The sequence below is a fragment of the Microbulbifer variabilis genome, from assembly GCF_052467165.1.
On record NZ_CP174301.1, the window covers coordinates 2,010,851 to 2,028,654 of the forward strand.

The 17,804-nt window shown below is 47.1% G+C and carries 16 protein-coding genes and 3 tRNA genes; 9 read left to right on the forward strand and 10 right to left on the reverse strand.

Translation table 11 applies throughout. The annotated features are described in order from the left end of the window. Positions 1-521: 521 nt before the first annotated feature. From ACJJIP_RS09030 to ACJJIP_RS09050, 5 genes are all read left to right on the forward strand, one after another. Entirely contained in the window at positions 522-1,175 is a 654-nt protein-coding gene (locus tag ACJJIP_RS09030) for a response regulator (RefSeq protein WP_026305042.1), read from the forward strand. A gap of 41 nt (positions 1,176-1,216) precedes the next feature. Continuing rightward, positions 1,217-3,031: an excinuclease ABC subunit UvrC gene (uvrC, locus tag ACJJIP_RS09035; RefSeq protein ID WP_444946709.1), complete on the forward strand. Its 1,815-nt coding sequence runs from the start codon at positions 1,217-1,219 to the stop codon at positions 3,029-3,031. Positions 3,032-3,135: 104 nt separating this feature from the next. After that, positions 3,136-3,702, forward strand: a complete 567-nt coding sequence (gene pgsA, locus ACJJIP_RS09040; RefSeq protein WP_020412939.1) for a CDP-diacylglycerol--glycerol-3-phosphate 3-phosphatidyltransferase — start codon at positions 3,136-3,138, stop codon at positions 3,700-3,702. 257 nt (positions 3,703-3,959) lie between these two features. Further along, entirely contained in the window at positions 3,960-5,669 is a 1,710-nt protein-coding gene (locus ACJJIP_RS09045; RefSeq protein WP_444946710.1) for a sulfatase-like hydrolase/transferase, read from the forward strand. A gap of 56 nt (positions 5,670-5,725) precedes the next feature. Next, the gene (locus tag ACJJIP_RS09050; RefSeq protein ID WP_444946711.1) at positions 5,726-6,682 is read left to right on the forward strand and encodes a lipid A-modifier LpxR family protein; all 957 of its coding nucleotides are present in this window, start codon (positions 5,726-5,728) and stop codon (positions 6,680-6,682) included. A gap of 116 nt (positions 6,683-6,798) precedes the next feature. Here the strand turns inward: ACJJIP_RS09050 and ACJJIP_RS09055 are convergent, their stop codons facing one another. Continuing rightward, the gene (locus ACJJIP_RS09055; RefSeq protein WP_353376258.1) at positions 6,799-7,272 is read right to left on the reverse strand and encodes an LEA/WHy family protein; all 474 of its coding nucleotides are present in this window, start codon (positions 7,270-7,272) and stop codon (positions 6,799-6,801) included. Positions 7,273-7,459: 187 nt separating this feature from the next. Between ACJJIP_RS09055 and ACJJIP_RS09060 the strand changes: the two genes are divergently transcribed. Continuing rightward, positions 7,460-8,623: a dipeptidase gene (locus tag ACJJIP_RS09060; RefSeq protein ID WP_502914806.1), complete on the forward strand. Its 1,164-nt coding sequence runs from the start codon at positions 7,460-7,462 to the stop codon at positions 8,621-8,623. Positions 8,624-8,771: 148 nt separating this feature from the next. Further along, entirely contained in the window at positions 8,772-9,191 is a 420-nt protein-coding gene (locus ACJJIP_RS09065) for a GFA family protein (protein ID WP_353376256.1), read from the forward strand. Positions 9,192-9,273: 82 nt separating this feature from the next. Here the strand turns inward: ACJJIP_RS09065 and ACJJIP_RS09070 are convergent, their stop codons facing one another. From ACJJIP_RS09070 to ACJJIP_RS09080, 3 genes are all read right to left on the reverse strand, one after another. Further along, complete coding sequence (locus ACJJIP_RS09070) at positions 9,274-9,975, reverse strand: glutathione S-transferase family protein (RefSeq protein WP_444946712.1); 702 nt, start codon at positions 9,973-9,975, stop codon at positions 9,274-9,276. Positions 9,976-10,040: 65 nt separating this feature from the next. After that, a complete protein-coding gene (gene sigZ, locus ACJJIP_RS09075) occupies positions 10,041-10,583 on the reverse strand; it encodes an RNA polymerase sigma factor SigZ (protein WP_444946713.1) in 543 nt (180 codons plus the stop codon). A gap of 523 nt (positions 10,584-11,106) precedes the next feature. Next, positions 11,107-11,646 (reverse strand): Dps family protein, encoded by a 540-nt coding sequence (locus tag ACJJIP_RS09080; RefSeq protein ID WP_020412931.1) that lies wholly within the window; start codon positions 11,644-11,646, stop codon positions 11,107-11,109. 247 nt (positions 11,647-11,893) lie between these two features. Between ACJJIP_RS09080 and ACJJIP_RS09085 the strand changes: the two genes are divergently transcribed. Next, positions 11,894-12,442 carry an NADPH-dependent FMN reductase gene (locus ACJJIP_RS09085; protein WP_282953391.1) on the forward strand — a complete coding sequence of 183 codons (549 nt, stop codon included), beginning with the start codon at positions 11,894-11,896 and terminating at the stop codon, positions 12,440-12,442. Between the two features lie 194 nt (positions 12,443-12,636). Then, positions 12,637-13,287: a signal peptidase I gene (lepB, locus tag ACJJIP_RS09090; protein ID WP_282953392.1), complete on the forward strand. Its 651-nt coding sequence runs from the start codon at positions 12,637-12,639 to the stop codon at positions 13,285-13,287. A gap of 360 nt (positions 13,288-13,647) precedes the next feature. Here the strand turns inward: lepB and ACJJIP_RS09095 are convergent. The 6 genes from ACJJIP_RS09095 to ACJJIP_RS09120 form a co-directional block, all read right to left on the reverse strand. Next, positions 13,648-13,734: transfer RNA gene (locus tag ACJJIP_RS09095), tRNA-Leu, on the reverse strand. A gap of 91 nt (positions 13,735-13,825) precedes the next feature. Next, a tRNA-Cys gene (locus ACJJIP_RS09100) sits at positions 13,826-13,899 on the reverse strand. 491 nt (positions 13,900-14,390) lie between these two features. Continuing rightward, positions 14,391-15,605 carry a hypothetical protein gene (locus ACJJIP_RS09105; RefSeq protein WP_444946714.1) on the reverse strand — a complete coding sequence of 405 codons (1,215 nt, stop codon included), beginning with the start codon at positions 15,603-15,605 and terminating at the stop codon, positions 14,391-14,393. 306 nt (positions 15,606-15,911) lie between these two features. Then, positions 15,912-16,361, reverse strand: coding sequence for a phosphate-starvation-inducible PsiE family protein (locus ACJJIP_RS09110; RefSeq protein WP_020412909.1), 450 nt, complete (start codon positions 16,359-16,361; stop codon positions 15,912-15,914). A 232-nt stretch (positions 16,362-16,593) separates the two neighbouring features. Beyond that, positions 16,594-16,670, reverse strand: a tRNA-Pro gene (locus tag ACJJIP_RS09115). A 72-nt stretch (positions 16,671-16,742) separates the two neighbouring features. After that, positions 16,743-17,591 carry an acyl-CoA thioesterase gene (locus ACJJIP_RS09120; RefSeq protein WP_444946715.1) on the reverse strand — a complete coding sequence of 283 codons (849 nt, stop codon included), beginning with the start codon at positions 17,589-17,591 and terminating at the stop codon, positions 16,743-16,745. Positions 17,592-17,804: the final 213 nt, after the last annotated feature.

The following is a 17,804-nucleotide window of genomic DNA, read 5'->3' on the forward strand; positions in this document are numbered from 1 at the left end:
CACAGTTAATCGTGCGCAGAGTCAATCTTTTGTTGGTCGTAGTTACTCTGATCAAAAGCTCCCGGGCCAGTTGAGTTTGACTGCCAGAAAACTATCATCCCCAACAGGGCTTTATGCTGCCCTTTCCAAACTGTAACTATATAACCAAAAGTAATGCAACACGATTCATATATTTCTATTTGTACCATAAACATTTTCTTCACATATCCGTATCGAAGGACGCAAATAGTGCGGAAAGGAGAATGTTGATCGCAGAAAAATAACTTGGTACGTTTTTACGGTATAATAAATGGTTATAAAGGCAGCAAGATCCTGTGGCCAAATGTCTTTTCGGCAGCATTTGAAACGGCAGTATTGCTTTGCAGTAGCGTTTTTGTCTGGTATGTTGCGACAGGATTCTTGGGGTGGATCTACACGGGGTAGTTTCCTCGTGAGTAAAAAGAAGAACGCAGTTTGAGGGAGCGCGCGATGGGGACTAATACGCTGCGCAGCCGCTGCACTTATCCGTAGTTGGGGATAATTTGATCAAAGTCTTAGTGGTGGATGATCACGATCTTGTGCGAATGGGGATTTCGCGCATGCTGAGTGACGTCGCGGATATAGAGGTTGTTGGCGAGGCAAACTGTGGCGAAGAAGCCTTGGAGTTTGTGCGCCAGTCTGAGGTCGATGTCATCCTGATGGACGTTAAAATGCCTGGAATGGGTGGTCTTGAGGCAACGCGAAAGTTGCTCGGCCGCTGTCCAGGGGCCAAGGTGATCGCGGTTAGTGCCCTAGATGATGACCTATTCCCTGGTCGATTAATGCAGGCCGGCGCCATGGGTTATGTCACTAAGGGGGCAGACCTGGAGGAGATGGTTCGCGCTATTCGTACTGTTGTCAGTGGTGGTGTCTTTATCAGTAACTCCATGGCCACCAAAATGGCTTTGCGGAATGTCTCTGGCCAAGCGGAAAACCTGTCTCCTTTCGAGAAACTATCCAAACGTGAATTACAGACCGCTGATATGATTGTTAACGGTGCTAAAGTCGCAGAGATTGCCCAGTCGCTTTCCGTAAGCCCGAAAACCGTAAATAGCTATCGCTACCGGATATTTGAGAAGCTGAATATTAACAGCGATGTGGAGCTAACTTTGCTTGCCGTTAAGTACCAGATACTTGACCCAGAAGCGGCTCTTTAATTTCTGTGGGAACCTGATGAACCCACTGTACCGATTGCCAGATGTTTGATAGCAAGCGTTTTTTATCCTCGGTTACCCGCAAGCCTGGCGTTTACCAGATGTTTGATGCGGATAACCGGATCCTTTATGTGGGTAAAGCGAAAAACCTTCGCAACCGGCTTTCTAGTTATTTTCGAAGCTCAGGCCTTACCACAAAGACCATGGCGTTGGTGCAGCGTATTGGCAATATTGAAGTCACTGTCACCCGTAGCGAGACAGAGGCCTTAGTACTTGAGCAAAGCCTGATCAAGTCCCAGCATCCACCTTACAATGTGATGTTGAAAGACGATAAGGGCTATCCTTACATTTTTCTCTCGAGCAGCGATACTTTCCCACGTATTGCTTTGCATCGTGGAGCCAAGCGTAAGAAGGGACGCTACTTCGGCCCTTTCCCTAATGCCTCATCGGTTCGCGATAGCCTGAATTTCCTACAGAAGACATTTCGTATCCGTTCTTGTGAAGACAGCGTCTTCCGCAATCGCTCCCGGCCCTGTCTTCAATACCAAATTGAGCGCTGTACTGCGCCCTGTGTGAATTTTATCGGTGAGGATGAGTATCGACAGGATGTGAGGCATGCGGAAATGTTTCTCACCGGCAAGAGCGACAATATAATCCGCGAACTTGCCGACCAAATGGATGATGCCTCCAGAGCCTTGGAGTTTGAAAAAGCTGCGCGCCTGCGGGATCAGATCTCTGCTTTGCGCCGCCTCCAGGCCGATCAGGTGGTAGAGGGTGATAGTGGCGATGTCGATGTGCTCGGGGTGGCAAGTGAAGGGGGAAGTTGCTGTGTACACGTTCTGTTTATTCGACAGGGGCGTATCTTGGGCAGTCGCAGTTACTTCCCCAGTGAACGTCTCGGCTTGAGCCCCGTGGAGCTGCTTTCTGCTTTTGTACCCCAATTCTATATTGGCAATCCTCGTGAAATTCCTCGCGAGATATTGGTCTCGGAAGCGCTTGAAGATATGCAGCCTTTACAGCAGGCTCTCGGGGTACAGGCAGGAAGGGACGTTGCGATCGTATATCGTTTGCGAGGCAGAAGAGCTACCTGGGTAGAAATGGCACAGCAGGCGGCACAACAGAATTTAAGCAGCCGTACAGCTGCCCAGCAAAAGTTAATTGGTCGTTTTGAGTCTCTTCAGGAGGTACTTGGGTTAGAGCAGCTGCCAGAAAGACTGGAGTGTTTTGATATCAGCCATTCATCCGGTGAAGCAACGGTCGCATCTTGTGTTGTGTTCGATACCGGCGGCCCTGTTAAAACGGATTATCGTCTGTTTAACATCAAGGGAATACAGGCCGGGGATGACTATGCCGCAATGGGACAGGCCCTTAAGCGACGTTATACAAGACTGTCTGATGGGGAGGGTAAGTTTCCAAATATCCTGTTAATCGATGGGGGTAAAGGCCAGGTGAGCCAGGCTGTTGAATCCCTCAATCAGCTTGGGGTTGTTGGCGTACAAATTATAGGTGTGGCTAAGGGCACCACTCGCAAGGCTGGATTTGAAACTCTGCATGTTGTTTCTAGCAATAAAGAACTCGTGCTCTCCGCTGATTCAGCTGCATTGCACCTGATTCAACAAGTTCGAGATGAGGCCCATAGATTTGCTATTACGGGGCATAGAGCTCGGCGGGATAAAAAGAGGCGAGAGTCCCCACTCGAAGGCATTGGTGGGGTAGGGCCTGCGCGTCGGCGAGCATTGCTGCGCCACTTTGGTGGTTTGCAGGAAATTAAGAAGGCTACGGTGACAGAAATTGCCAGCGTGGAAGGAATAAGTCGCAAACTCGCACAAGATATATATTCGGCCTTACATCACGAATGATAAACAGCTGAAGTTGTCGAAAAAATTATCCGGCTTTCCTACTGAGCGTTTCATTTTGTGCGATGGCTTGTTAACGTACGCCCTCCACAAGAACAGAGAAAAGTATGACACTCGCCAATCAACTGACACTGCTTCGCGTTGCACTGATTCCGGTCCTGGTTTTGGTTTTCTATTTACCTTATAAGTGGAGCTATATCGCCTCTGCCGTGATTTTTGCTGCCGCTGCAGCCACAGATTGGTTGGATGGTTACCTGGCGAGAAAACTAAACCAAAGTACAGCCTTTGGCGCCTTCCTTGATCCGGTTGCAGATAAGTTGATGGTGGCCACTGCTCTAGTGTTACTTGTTGGGCTGCATAAGAGCGCCTGGTTTACGGTGGCGGCCGCAGTAATAATTTGTCGTGAGATCGCTGTTTCTGGGTTGCGGGAATGGATGGCAGAGTTGGGCCAGCGTAGCAGCGTTGCAGTTTCTTATGTAGGCAAGATAAAAACGACCGCACAAATGGCAGCGATCATAGTCCTTCTCGCTTTTGATGTCCGAGACTTTCCAGTGATGGAAACACTGGGCTACCTGTTGCTGTATGTTGCCGCAGCGCTCACTCTATGGACCATGGTGATGTACCTGCGCGCAGCTTGGCCGGTGTTAATGGCGGACAATCATAAGTCTCCATGACCTAAATCCCTTCATATTACCGGTCTTATTATTTATAGGTGTCCCCCTGCTTGAGGCGGGGGCTCTCCACATCTCAAAGTCTACCCTTCCTGACGTAATTACTGAGCTTGTAACGTCCAACCATTTACAAAAACTCTCTATTTGTCGTCACATATAGCGCTGCCATTGGGTCGTTCTTCTAGAGTGATGAATTGGGTTTGTAACTCAATTCATCAAAGTATTGCTGTCCCAGCCAAAATAAATATAGGAGGGTGGGTGTGTTAGTGAGGCAATCTCTGGCAGGGCTACTGGCGCTGCTGTGCTCAATGTTACCGCAGGCGCAGGTGGTGCATGATGCCGAATATTACGTGCTGAAGATGCAAAATGGTGGGCGCTGGCAAAAAGAAGATTCTGAAATAGCCAAACGCTTGCAGGCCCTGCGGGAAAAGCATGGGCAGCCACCCAATATCATTTTCCTACTTTGGGATGATACCGCCTTTGGTGCTGTTGGCTTTCCTGTACTTCAAAAGAACTTTGGTTACACAACACCCAATTTAAACAAGATGGCGGCAGAGGGTATCAACTTTACACGTATGTATACCGAACCCTCCTGTACGCCTACCCGAGCAGCTGTGCTTACCGGTCGTCATCCGGTGCGGTATGGCATGGGGGCTGTGGGAATGCCCCACGAATTTTCCGGTCTTCGCGCTGAAGAGGTAACCATTGCGGAGGTACTGTCAAAGGCCGGCTATGCCACGGGATTCTTTGGGAAGGGCCACTTGGGAGATATCGAGGAGAGCTATCTGCATAACCAGGGATTTGATGAGGCGTTATTTACTCCCATGAACCAGATAACCTCTCTCTTCAATCCCCAGGCCAATGCTGTAAATGCAGTACTTGGTATGTTTCCTGAGATATACCCTCCCGATCCTTATCGCCTAGACAATCCAGGCCTGATTCCCTCCGGTTGGGTAATGAACATTGAGGGTGAGAAAGGGCAGCAGGGTAGGGAGTGGTGCGGTACTTCCAACGAGTGTTTTAGCAAGTTTGACCCGGAGGCGGAGCGTCGCACCATGGCATTCATCCGTAAGAATGCCGAAGCCAAAAAGCCGTTTTTTGTGGCTTACTGGCCCAATTTTCTGAATTTTATGGCTGCCTTTATGCCCAAACCCTCAGTTTCTGGTCTGATGGTGGCAGACTCATTCCCCGCAGTCGATGACTTCACTGGCCAATTGATGGCAGAGCTGCAAGAGCTGGGTATTGCGGAGAATACCCTTTTTGTCGCCATGGCAGACAATGGTCCCATGGTGCATAGCCCGCCGGCAGGTTGGGGCATGCTCCCAATGTTATATCGGGGGGGGAAAGGGGATTTTACTGAGGGAGGTGTGAGAGTACCGGCTTTTGCTTGGTGGCCGGGCATGATTCAGCCCGGTCAGGCAGTTGGGGACATCATTCATATCACGGACCTATACACCACATTTGCAAGGCTTGGCGGTGCGACTGAGCATATTCCCACCGATAGGGTAGTGGATGGTCTGGACCAGACAGCGCTGCTGCTAAATGGTGACACCTACAGCCGTCGGGATTATGTTTTTATCTATGCCGGTCACAATCTGGGGGCTACGGTAAAAGGGAGATATAAGCGTCACTGGATTGGTGCTGGTGAGGTCGCATCTTCAGGAATGCCGGAGGCTTACTACGACCTATATATGGACCCCCGTGAAGAGTATCCGCAATTAGTGCCCTTAATTTATACCCAGGGGCAGTTCAATCACATGGTAGCTCGGCACCGGCTCTTTAAAAAGAAGTACCCGGATGTGCCCAGTGGGAAGGGTATCCCCTACACCGGACTGGCCAATGCGCGCCCCGAAACCAAAGCCATTGGGCAGCGGGTTAGAGCGGTTATGGAAGAAATGCCATTTAGCATTCAGGAGTACCTTGAGTTTGAAATTCCTGGGGCTGATAAAGTTGGTGACTGGGGCAATTAATCACAGGACTACTAACTTGATGTACCGGTTTCAACGGATGAAGGGGCGGGTTAAGGGTGCTGAGGAATATAAAAAAACTCCCGATTTTTATTGTTAGTTTGGTTACTGCCTGTTATCACTCATTGGCCAATGCGAATGACTCTCCGAGGGGGAAACTCCAGCTGGAATTGGTCAATGATGCATTTTTCCAAACTGATAGGGACTATACCGGTGGTCTCTTTATCCGTTGGAGTCCTCTAGGCAAAGCCTACACTTTAAGGCTTGGCCAGGAGATCTATACCCCGGACCATCTCGGTAGATCTGCACCAATCAATGATGAACATCCATATGCTGGTTGGAGCTATTTAGGCGCAAGCTACAAATATCAGTTCTCTAATCGCTGGATTGTTGATTTCACTCTTGATGCGGGGACTATTGGTCCTAGGTCTGGTGCTCGTCTCACACAGACTTTTCTACACTGGATTGTCTCCTCGCCACCTCCACATGGGTGGGACTCCCAGATTTTTAATGATTGGGGGCTAATGCCGGAGCTTAAGCTGGATTACCGATTACCTAAAGTGAATCTTGGAGGCATGAACTATCGCTTGGTCCCTTACTTACGCTGGAAAACCGGCAACATAGTCCGAGATTATGCTGCCGGAATCACCTTATTATTGGGTAGTTCTTTACCAGCTTTCAGTGCGATATCTTTACCGCGAGTAGGGAATCAATACTGGTATTTTAAGCTGGGGATGGAACATAAAGCAGTTCAGAGAAATGTATTAATGGAGGGAAACTCCGAGATTAAGAGGGGAGTAAAAGTTTTCAGTTATGGTGTAGTCCCAGAGAAAGAAGTGATCCTCGCAAATATCGGGGCTTTTTGGGGGCGTAATACCTATGAATTTGGCTTCAATATCAGGTACAACACGAAAATTTATACTTCCCAGGTTCGTCCTGATGAGGGCTTTCTGAGCCACAATGGTGCCCCGATGGGTAACTTTGTAATGTCTTTGATTGTCACTAAGCAATTATGAGTTTTTCATTGTCAGGAGGACGATATCTACTTGCCCTCCTGAATAGCTGCGCTACAAGCTTTAATTAAGACACGGCACTGAAGTAGTAATGCTGAGTAATGAACCCTGGAGAAGACTTATTGATACTGATTTAAGCTAATCACACCACTTCTATTCACCCTGATTGAAGGGAGCAGCGATTTACTCAAGCCTATTTTTGCTTCCAGCTCATAAGGTATGGAATCTTGATTTTGATTAATAAGGTCGACAGCAGCAAAGATAGACCCAACCAGGCTGGCAGTAGCATCCACAGCAATATCATCCTGACCGTAGGGAGCAATGGGCATGAGGTTGTTGGAGGTGCCTGTCAGCACTTTATGTCCTCCTAAGCGTAAGGTGTAATAAAGTCCTGATAGTGCCAGCTCACTATTGTTTGGGTTAAAGACCCTGAGGTGTATTCGAAACTTCAGGTTGTTGCCAGTTCTTGCGGGCAGTGGTTCTACTGCGATCACTTCTACCTCGGGTTTTTGAAAGTTAGGCGAAAGTGCTGCACAACCAGTGAATAGTGCCGTAATCAGTATTAACAGAGTGAGTCGATAGTATTTTGTCACTGTTATTCCTTAGTCTTCCTATCTGCTAGTTATTACACTGGGCTGCTGAACCTTAGCGTAATTAGTTCGAGCTTTCCGGTTCATTTGCCCAGTGATTACTAATTGACCCCTAAAGTTCCTGACATACCACAACTTCTTAGGTTATAACGGCAACTTTACGCAACATTATTGACTACCGAGACTCATTATGAAGACGTGGCTTGCAAGTTTGACAGCACTGGCACTGATATTGTTCTCGAGTTGGAGGTGGTTTTTACTTCCAGAGGTCGAACGAAATTTAAACAAAATAGGTTCTGCTGGTTATTCTGAGACCTCCGAGCAGGCTAGAACATTGCATAGATCACTTATTGTTGGTGACCTGCACGCGGATAGCTTCCTCTGGGCGAGAGATTTATCAAATGACGCCAGTTATGGTCATCTTGATTTACCCAGAGCCCGGCGCGGCAATCTCGGAATACAGGTTTTTACTTCAGTCACCAAGTCTCCCAGAGGGCAAAACTATCGTGAAAATTCTGCTGATGCCGGAGACAACATAACGCTATTAGCGGTCGCTCAAGGTTGGCCACCGAGAACCTGGAATAGCCTTTTAGAGCGTGCGCTCTTCCACTCCGAAAGGGCCACTGCTCTACAGGAATCTTTCCCGGAGCAGTTTCGCATTGTACACACCGCTGAAGATCTGCGCCAAGTCCTTCAGGCCCGGGAGCGAGGAGCCAGCACTCTCGCGGCAATTCTCGGTATTGAAGGAGCCCATCCACTGGAGGGTAAATTATCTAACATAGATCGCTTATACGATGCTGGTTTTCGGGTGATGGGATTACAGCATTTTTTTGATAATGAGTTGGGTGGATCGCTTCATGGGCAAAGTGAAGGCGGTTTAACGGAGTTTGGAAGCCTGGCTGTTCAGGAGATGGATCGTCGTTCGATTATTATTGATGTAGCCCATTCTTCTGAAACCGTTGTTAGAGATGTGTTGGCACTGACAGAACGGCCTTTGATTGTTTCTCATACAGGATTGAAAGGCAGCTGTAACTCGCCACGAAATATTAGCGATGACCTTATGAAGGAGATAGCTGAGCGTGGAGGCTTAGTAGGTATCGGTTTTTGGAAAGGGGCAGTTTGCGATAACAGCCCCCATAATATTGTTAAAACAATTCGCTATGCCGTAGAGTTGTTGGGAGTGGATCATGTTGCTTTAGGATCAGATTATGACGGTAGTGTTGAGGTTTCGTTTGATGTTGGCGACCTGGATCTGTTGACTGGGGAAATGTTGAATCAAGGATTTACAGTGAGAGAAATCCGCAAGGTTATGGGAGAAAATATACAAGAGTTTTTCCTGAAGTATCTGCCCTAAAGCGTTTTAATTTGCTTCCTGAAGTGGCTATAGGGTGGGGTGTAATGGCGAAGTTGTGTGTTTATTACACGTGGAAGATGTGTGCAATGGCTTCAGGTTGTCCTTTCGGCACGTATGGTCAATTCTATTAATAACTAATGGAGATGTTATGTACAAAGGGAGCTGCCTTTGTGGAGGCGTTAAGATTTCTATCCGTGGTGGAGTGAAGGATATTATTCACTGCCATTGTTCCCTTTGTCGTAAGTCTAGCGGAACTGCCTTTGCTACCAATGGCTTCGTAGACGCAGGCGGATTAACAATTGATCAAGGGAGGCAGCTGATCGGCTCATTCGAGCTTCGCCCGGGAAAGAGTCGGCACTTTTGTAAGGTATGTGCATCGCCGATCTACAGCTCAAATTCTGAAGACCCTTCAAGGTTCCGCCTTCGCCTTGGCATTCTTGATTCAGATATTCAGGAGCGCCCAATTTCTCACAACTTTGTAACTTCAAGGGCAAACTGGGACAGTCTGGATATCTTGCCTCGCTATGAGGCCCATGAGCCGAGTAGACGTAAGGGAGGGGCAGATTAGAATACATCCATTACTTTGATATTAGGGGTCAGGCTGATTAGCGATTGTCTGTGCCCCCAAGAAGGGGGCACAACAAAGTTCTTTAACAACAACTGCGATTCGCGCAGGAGTTATCTTGATTGTTGATACTAATTTTACCAGTACCTAAGTAAGTATTTTCTGATAGATAGAAATCTACAAATTGCTGCTCAAAATCTTCAGGCACCGATTTTTCTGCGAGCCCCGTCTGCAGCATCTTGGCCTGCCAAGCCTTCATTTTCGGAAAGTCCGCCAGGAAATCATATCCCGAATGGAGCTCAATAATGGCGGCACGATGTAGTATTGGTAGCCATGCGATATCGACGTCACTTAGCCTTGCGTCTTTAAAGAAAGGCCCATTTCCAATAGTTTTTTCGACTTTCTCAAAGGCTTTGTCAAGTTTGTTGCTACGTTCCTCCAAGGTCTGCTTATCGGCGCTACGTTGAGCTGAACATTGCACCAGGTAATGCTTTGCGGCCAGGTAACTCCAGGCCCTATCAAGAGCGCGCTGTTCAGGGCTGATGTCTGGTTCCAGGCGGGGGTAGATGTCATTTAGGTATTCAACGATTGCGTCGGACTCAAATAGAGCTATGCCACTTTCCGTTATGAGTACTGGCACTTGCCCGTTCGGAGACACATCCAGGAACCACTGTGGTTTGTCCTTAAGCCGGATGTATTGGATTTTGTAGGGAATCTTTTTGGCCTCAAGAAGAGCGGTCACCCGTTGTACAAAGGGGCAAATTTTAAAGCTAATGACCTCAAGCATTTTGATCCTCATCTCTAGTGTATATATCTATAAGACGGGCCACTCTTAAAAAGGACGATAAGATTTCAACAATTTCTGTATTTATTGGACTTAGGAACGTAGTCAATCACGGCTCCGTGACTATCGAGTGTCAGGTGGCAGCAATCCTCAAATAGACTGCGCAGTTCCCTTCTACTTTTTTGTACCCGGGACTTGACAGTAGAGTAGGGGATCCCATGTTCCTCAGAATAAGTCTTTTGCGACTGGCCATTTAGCTCGATTGCTATCAGCAGTTCTGCCGATTGAGGTGGCAGCCCTTTAATGAAGGGTTCTATACATGCCGATAAACTTTGTTGTGTATTGGTGTCTTCCTCTATCGTAAAAGAATCGTCTAGGGTCACCTCTTTTACTCTTCCTTTCTTACGATAGAAGTCAATCACCGCGTGATTGGCGACCTGAAATAACCAGGACTTGATACTCTTTTGGTCTCTGATCGTATGGATATTCTTGTGGGTTCTGATCAGAATCTCCTGAAGAATATCATCCACCATATCGGGTGATGAGATCCTGGAATGGAGGAAAGCTTTGAGGGCTGCGCTGTATTTCTTCCAGATAGAATCAATGGTCATATTTCATTACTGCTTTTCAGTCTCTCCGCAGAGGGTCATAAGCTTCACGGAGCAATAAAAATTATAGTTGCCGCAATACTAGCGGCATTTAATTGAACCATATGATTTTAGCAATGTTACGCTGTCAATCATATTTAAAGGCCATATAGCCTAGTGAAACTGGTAGCCGCCGTTCGTATTCTCGATTGCAAACAATATTAGAATCCTATGTGTCAGCAATTATTGGAAGGCATGCGGTTTGGGGTGGTGGGGGATAGTAGCATAATGTCTTGAGAGCGCATTTAGAAATGTGACTTTCCTAAATGCTAAATGCAAAGCGCGGTGTATAAAAGTAAAGCATTTTACAGAAGTGATGATCTTAATCTAATTCTTCTTTTTCTGGATAATGATGAGCTTGATAGGTTGGAGACCCGCCGATTATGAACTGAAGTTGTCATGTTAATCCTAGCGGGCCTGTAATACGATATATTTCCTAAAGTGCCATAGGATGTAATCCGCTCTAAAGTCTAGGGACATGAGAAATCTAATGCCGTGTTAGACCTGATCTCCGGCTTGCTTCAAACAGGAACCAAGCCCGTTTTTCCGACTGATCAATAAATTCTTCCAGTAAACTCGCTGTTGCAACATCATGATGGTCATCACACAACTCATGCACTTCACGCATAAAAGCAACAAGCTCCTGATTGTCTTCGCATAATTCCGCTAGCATGTCTTGTGGGTCTACAAAGTCGGAGTTGTTATCAGTTGAGCGTTGCAATTTGGCGATATGACTTATGGAACGCAATGTGGTGCCTCCCAGCTTGCGCACACGTTCAGCCAGCGCGTCGGTCATGTCCAATACTTCTTCTGACTGATCATCGAACAGCAAGTGGTAGTCGCGAAAGTGTGGGCCGCTCACATGCCAGTGGAAATTCTTGGTTTTCATAAACAGCCCGAAGGTATCTGCCAGCAATGTATTCACTGCGCTGGTAATGTCTTCACGCGCGCTCTCACTCAAGTCTGTTGGGGTATTGAGTTGTGCGAGCTCTTTAGTACGCAGCGTTTCTCTTGCTGACTTCCTCATAGTAAACCTCGTGTCTTTCACGTTCAGAAAAGGAGAGAAACCAAAATGAAGAAAAATATGCCAATCAGGCTAAGGGTAGACAGTGGTGACGTGACTAGCCATTCGCGATATTCAAGAAGCAGGTTGGTATCTGGGCGGGTGTCAAATCCTAAGCGTTAATAACAGTAGTGCAAGGTACCTATAGTATATTAAAAGGTATCGATCTTCTGGTTAAGGTTGGCACAAGAAGGCTGTTAGAGGAATTTATATGGCTCCCATCAATGTGTTGGCTTTGTGTGGTAGTCTCAGAACAGAATCTTTTAATAAAAAGCTGATGCATCAAGCCATTCAGTTAGCGCCGAAGGAATTAGAATTTTACCTTAGGAAAATTGATGATATTCCTTTGTACAATGAAGATGTAAAGAATGTTGGTTTTCCAAAAAGTGTTGATCAATTAAATCAGCTTCTCTTTGCTTCTGATGCCGTGCTGATTGTCACGCCAGAATATAATTATTCAATGCCTGGGGTGTTAAAGAATACGATTGATTGGTTGTCTCGGTATGAACCACAAGGGTTTTATAATAAGCCGGTTGCAATCATGGGGGCTAGCCCTGGCCGTATGGGTACTTGTCGGTGTCAGTATCATTTGCGGCAGGTGATGGTGTTTTTGAAAGCGTGGGTTCTCAATGAGCCAGAAATTATGGTAAGTGATGCCTCCAGGGCTTTCGATCAGTATGGGCGATTGGTCGATGATAGGGTTGAAAAGCTCGTGCAAAGCCAGATGCAGAACTTATCCAGAATGGTCCACCGGGGATGAGGAGCAGGGTGGTAAATTCCGTCTTCGTTTATAAGAATTACATACATTCATAAATATGATCCATTTAGATAGATATTATCTTGATTTGCGCTGAGTAGATATGCCTATTGCGATGGGGTGTCTTGCATTCGATATTTATCATCTCTAGTCTCTGGATGCTAGATATTATGTGAGTCAGGCAAAAAGGAATTGCGATGAAGAATTTTATGGTTAGAGCTTGGGGATCGAATAAATCAATCTTATTATTTTTGGCTTTAATGTTAATTTTCAGAAGTGCTGTAGCTGATTGGAGCGATGTGCCAACAGGTTCTATGAGGCCGACAATTGTTGAAGGTGATCGAATCCTTGTCAATAAAATGGCTTACGATGTTCGTGTACCGTTTACACATTTTTCCCTTTATCAACTTTCCAACCCAGATAGGGGGGATATAGTAGTTTTTGATTCTAAAGTTTCCGGAAAGAGGCTAGTAAAACGTGTTGTTGGTGTTCCAGGGGATAATGTTAGGATGAAAAATAATATTTTAACAATTAATGGGCGGCGGCTTGATTATGAGCTTGTTAAAGCTGATGGTGATAGCCTGGATAAAATAGAAAATCTGCTAGGTGTTGAGCACTTCGTCAGAGTTGACAAACACTCTTCCCCAATGTCGAGTTTTAGCGCTGGCACTATCCCCTCAGGTCATTACTTAGCCCTTGGGGATAACAGAGATAACAGCGCTGATTCCAGGGTCATAGGTCTTATTCCCCGAAAGGAAATAGTCGGCAGGGCAAGTCGTGTTGTTTTTTCTCTGGACTATGAGAATCGCTTTCTTCCTCGTGAAGCGCGTTTTTTGAAGTCGTTGTAAATTTTAAGGGCAACCTGGAAGAGGCATAAACTTCAAGGGAGGGGTTTGGAACTGAGGAGTATATTTAATCGTAATTAGTAAGTGCGTGGAGTAGGGGTTCGCCAGTAACTTAACCCCAATGCGTATTGTTGGGTCATATTTAGTAAATCACTTGAGGGAATTTATGACTGGTATGGCCGGATCTACCGAAGGGTTGCTTGACTCTTCATTGAGTGATGAGTTTCTTATGTAAGCTGCCAACTTTTTGATCCAGTTAAAACTGAGTTGAAGTGGGGCTGGGGCTTCAAATTCTGAGGAAAAAAATATAGAGAAGCGTTTCTACTAGAGGGGACAATAACTATCTAACTTTGAAGTGCTGTGTGGTGCCCGGGGCCGGACTTGAACCGGCACGGCCGTGAAGCCGGGAGATTTTAAGTCTCCTGTGTCTACCAATTCCACCACCCGGGCAGTTCCTTTGCGAGGGGGACCATAGCTTTTTGCTCTGTCCTTCATCCTCACTTCCAGCGCAATTCACAGGACTTTGCGATGAAAAGGAAAATGGAGGCTAGGGTCGGAATCGAACCGGCGTACACGGAGTTGCAGTCCGCTGCATGACCACTCTGCCACCTAGCCTTTTATTTCACACTTAGTGCGAAATGGAACGCTGCGAATTCTATCTGATAAATCTGAAAAATCCTAGCGTTTTCTTATACTTACGTGCACTTGGCTGCGTAAGAGGCCGCTATTCTATGGACTCCCGGAGATTAGTCAAGCGTTGATTTCAACATTGTGAAAAAGAAAGGTGAAAAAGTCGGGAAAGTTCCTGTGGAACGGTTAGGCAGAAGGCGTAATAACTTTTAGCACTGCTCCCAATGAACCTATTTCCATTTGTTCTAAATTTATTTTCAGCGTTGCTGGCAATCTTTCATGTGTGTTCGATACTGTCTTTATCTGGCTAGCACGTCTCCCCCAAAACGTGTTTAGTAGCGCCGGTAGAGCAGACTGAAATGGCTTGCTCTCTGTGTAGCAAGGATGAAATCCTCCAAGTTTCACTCCTAATGGTCTTGGCCCTGACGCTCTCCCCCCCCGTCGTCAGGGCTTTTTTTTATTTGCGTTTTGGCGTTTTACCGACCCTCGTCGGTAAGGTTTTCCACCGCCAGGGTTTTTATAGGTTGGCCCGCAGCTTGTTCGGATAGCTCACGGAATCGTTCCAGGGTCACTTCTCCCCGGGTGCTTGCCAGCTCCCGCGCTACATTATCAATACTGGCTTTTCCGCCGCTAGCCTTTCGAATTTCATTATCCAGCTCCAGCATAACTACGGCAGCACGGGCAGTGACTGGGCCCGAAGAGCGTTTAACCAAAAGAGAGGGGGCCTTTTTGCCCCAGCGTGCTAGTTTATCCATAGCCTCCCGGTAGCGATCCTCACTAATTCCGCCGGTGCGACGCAGGATTTCAAGCGAGTAAAATTCAGCCAAGCCTTCAACAATCCAATCGCTCCGATCGTCCCCATGGATGCCTGTACCGACGTGTACCAGCTCATGGATCATGCTACTGGTACGGTTTCCACTGATTAGTGGTCGATCAGCATGCATAAATAATGATCGGGTACCTGATAAGCCGCCACGCCACATTGGATCATCTGCTGTAACGATCAATAAGTGATCGGGAAAAAGCGGAAAAATTTTCTTTAACTCCGGCAGGTTCCAGTTAAGGAAGGCGAGGATATCCTGGCGGTGTATATTTTGGTCTTTGGGGCCGGAAATCCGGGTTTCGGTTCCCGCGATGATATCCTGGCGGCTGCCAATCTTGCCCACGATCATCCACCCTTTGGGCCTTACAAAGCGACGTTTAGGATCAGATAGCCGGTATAGATTATTTTCAATCTTTGGATAGGGCAGGGCAGATGACCAGCCTTTGGGCATGTCTAGCTTTAGGCGTGCATTTGAACGTCCACGGCTGGTCGCAGAGATGGGGGCTATTAACTTGTCACTGCGGAGGATTGCCCAGTCTTCGGTAATTCTGGAGTCATACCCGCCATTGCTCCTCTGGTTGTCTATCACAAAGCTGTAGCTGAGCTTTGCCTGACGGCCTTTAGGGCGCCAGACTGCCTTGTCACCTTTAATCTCAAGAGGGTCTGTACTTTTAAGATCTTTGTAGCGACCCGAACTTAAATTGATCGTGAGTTTACTGGGGATACTCTTCCCGCTAAGTGCCAATTCCACCCGTGCGAGTTTGGTTTCCGGGTCTATTTTCGCTGTGTAAAGCAAGTCATAAGCCCAGGTGGCCGGGGTGATAGAAAGGAGGAGTATGGAGAGAGTAAACAGTCTTGTAAGCATCATTTTTTGGCAGGAAATCCAACAAGTTGAGATTTGGACAGCTTCCAAGCCTACAGGTGCCCAAGTGTCACCTTCAAGCAAATTGGCGAGAGTAAGGCACCTGTGTCTACCAGCTCCCGGTGACTGAAGTTATCAATTAGCATTAAACACTAATAAAAAGTATACACTTATAAAGTCGTTATCAATATAAAAATCTTCAAACACCAGAAATAACCCCATTCTTTGTTAATCAATAACGGGGGGAGAAGGGCTATGAGCCCTGATTAACGAGGTCTTGAACCATGTGTGTAAAGGAACCGGTAGTGGGTTTTACGCTGAACGTTTGATTTTTTCCTGTACTAACCAATAGGAAACGCCCAGTGCGATAGTGACCATGGCGATACCTATGATCTGTTCAGAGCTTACCAGGCCAAGGTCGAGAACAATTACTTTACGGGCCACAGCCATAAGGGCAGTAGCCAGAACTAACTGAACGGGTACGACATTGGTGCCCAGATACAAGCGTATATTGGTAAAAATCTCGATTGCGATCAGGACAGCCAGAAAGGCTCCGAATGTTGCGAGGATGTCCTCCATGTCGAGCAGGAGGAATGGGGGAGACTTGAGTTTCTCATAAAGCACATAAATCACATCGGCAATGGTCCAAAAAATAACCATGACCATAAGAATGGCTAGAAATCTAACCGCGGCCTTGATCGCCCGGTGCAGCTGATTGATCAGGGGGTCGTCATGTTCCTCATGAATTTCTTCGTATTTCATGGGCCTTTCTCTTTCCCTGGTGGCAGGGTGATGCTTTAGCTTGAATATATGTCAAAACCACCAGGTCAGCTATTTGGACTACTTCAGTGGATTGAAGGGAGAGTGGTTGAAAAATAGCAGGAAGTTGTGGGTAGAAGAGTTATCTGGATGAAAAGAGCTATCAATCCACTATGCGATGAAAATAGATGTCATCCAGACGCAAAAAAACCCGCTTAGTGCGGGTTTTGAGATCTGGTCGGTGAGAGAGGATTCGAACCTCCGACCCCTTCGTCCCGAACGAAGTGCGCTACCAGGCTGCGCTACTCACCGACTTATTGGTCTCGCTTCATCAGCGAAGTGGGCGGCATTATAGCAACCTTTTTTTTACTGTAAACCATTGATTTAACTTTTAATTTTTCGAATTAGGCCCTCTTGCGCAGTGGAGGCTACCAGTACGCCGTCGCGGGTAAAAATCTGGCCACGGGCAAATCCGCGTGCGCCAGTAGCGGAAGGGCTGTCGGTTACATAGAGGAGCCATTGGTCCAGGCGGAAGTCCCGGTGGAACCACATCGCATGATCGACGCTGGCCGGCATTAAGTGGGGGTCGAACAAAGAAATATGGTGTGGCTGTAAGGAGGTTCCAAGCAATCCCATGTCCGATGCGTAACAGAGCGCAGCGCGGTGCTCCATAGGGTCATCAGACATCTCACCCTCGGCGCGGAGCCAGAACATGCACTTCGCTTCACTTAGCTCGGCACCAAAGTAGCTTTTAGGATCTACCGGGCGGAAGTCAATCATATAGCGGCGCTGATCATATTGTGGGCTGACTAAGCCTGCCTCAAGCGCCAGTTGCTGCGTATTCTTTAGGTTCTCTGGGGCAGGAATCCCTTCGCATGGCATATCAGCCTGGTGATCGAATCCGGGCTCCTTGATCTGGAACGAAGCAGACATGTTGAAAATTGCCCGACCTCGTTGCTTTGCGACAACGCGGCGAGTGGTGAAGCTACCTCCATCGCGGATAGGGTCCACCTCATAGATCACCGGTAGTTCGCTGGAGCCGGGGCGCAAAAAATAGGAGTGCAGGGAGTGTGGCAAACGATCTTCAACAGTGCGTGTAGCGGCCATCAGTGCTTGCCCAAGCACCTGGCCTCCAAATAGTACTTTTCGATAATTTTCGACGTGGTGACGACTGCGAAAGAGATTGCGATCCAGCTCTTCTACGTCGAGTAGTTTGCTCAGCTTTTCCAACATGGACGACTCTACCTGTTACCTAATAGTGATAGTCGGAATAATCCGGGCAGGCATTTCAATCTTGCCCGAAGCGGCGATGATAGCAGCCAAATGTACTATCTCCATTCACATTTTGAACGAATTCGATCGACTGGTCACTCCAATACCGAATCGCAGTTGTGTATGGCCAAATCATATAACCCATTAAATTTGAAAAAATATGCTCTTGATTTT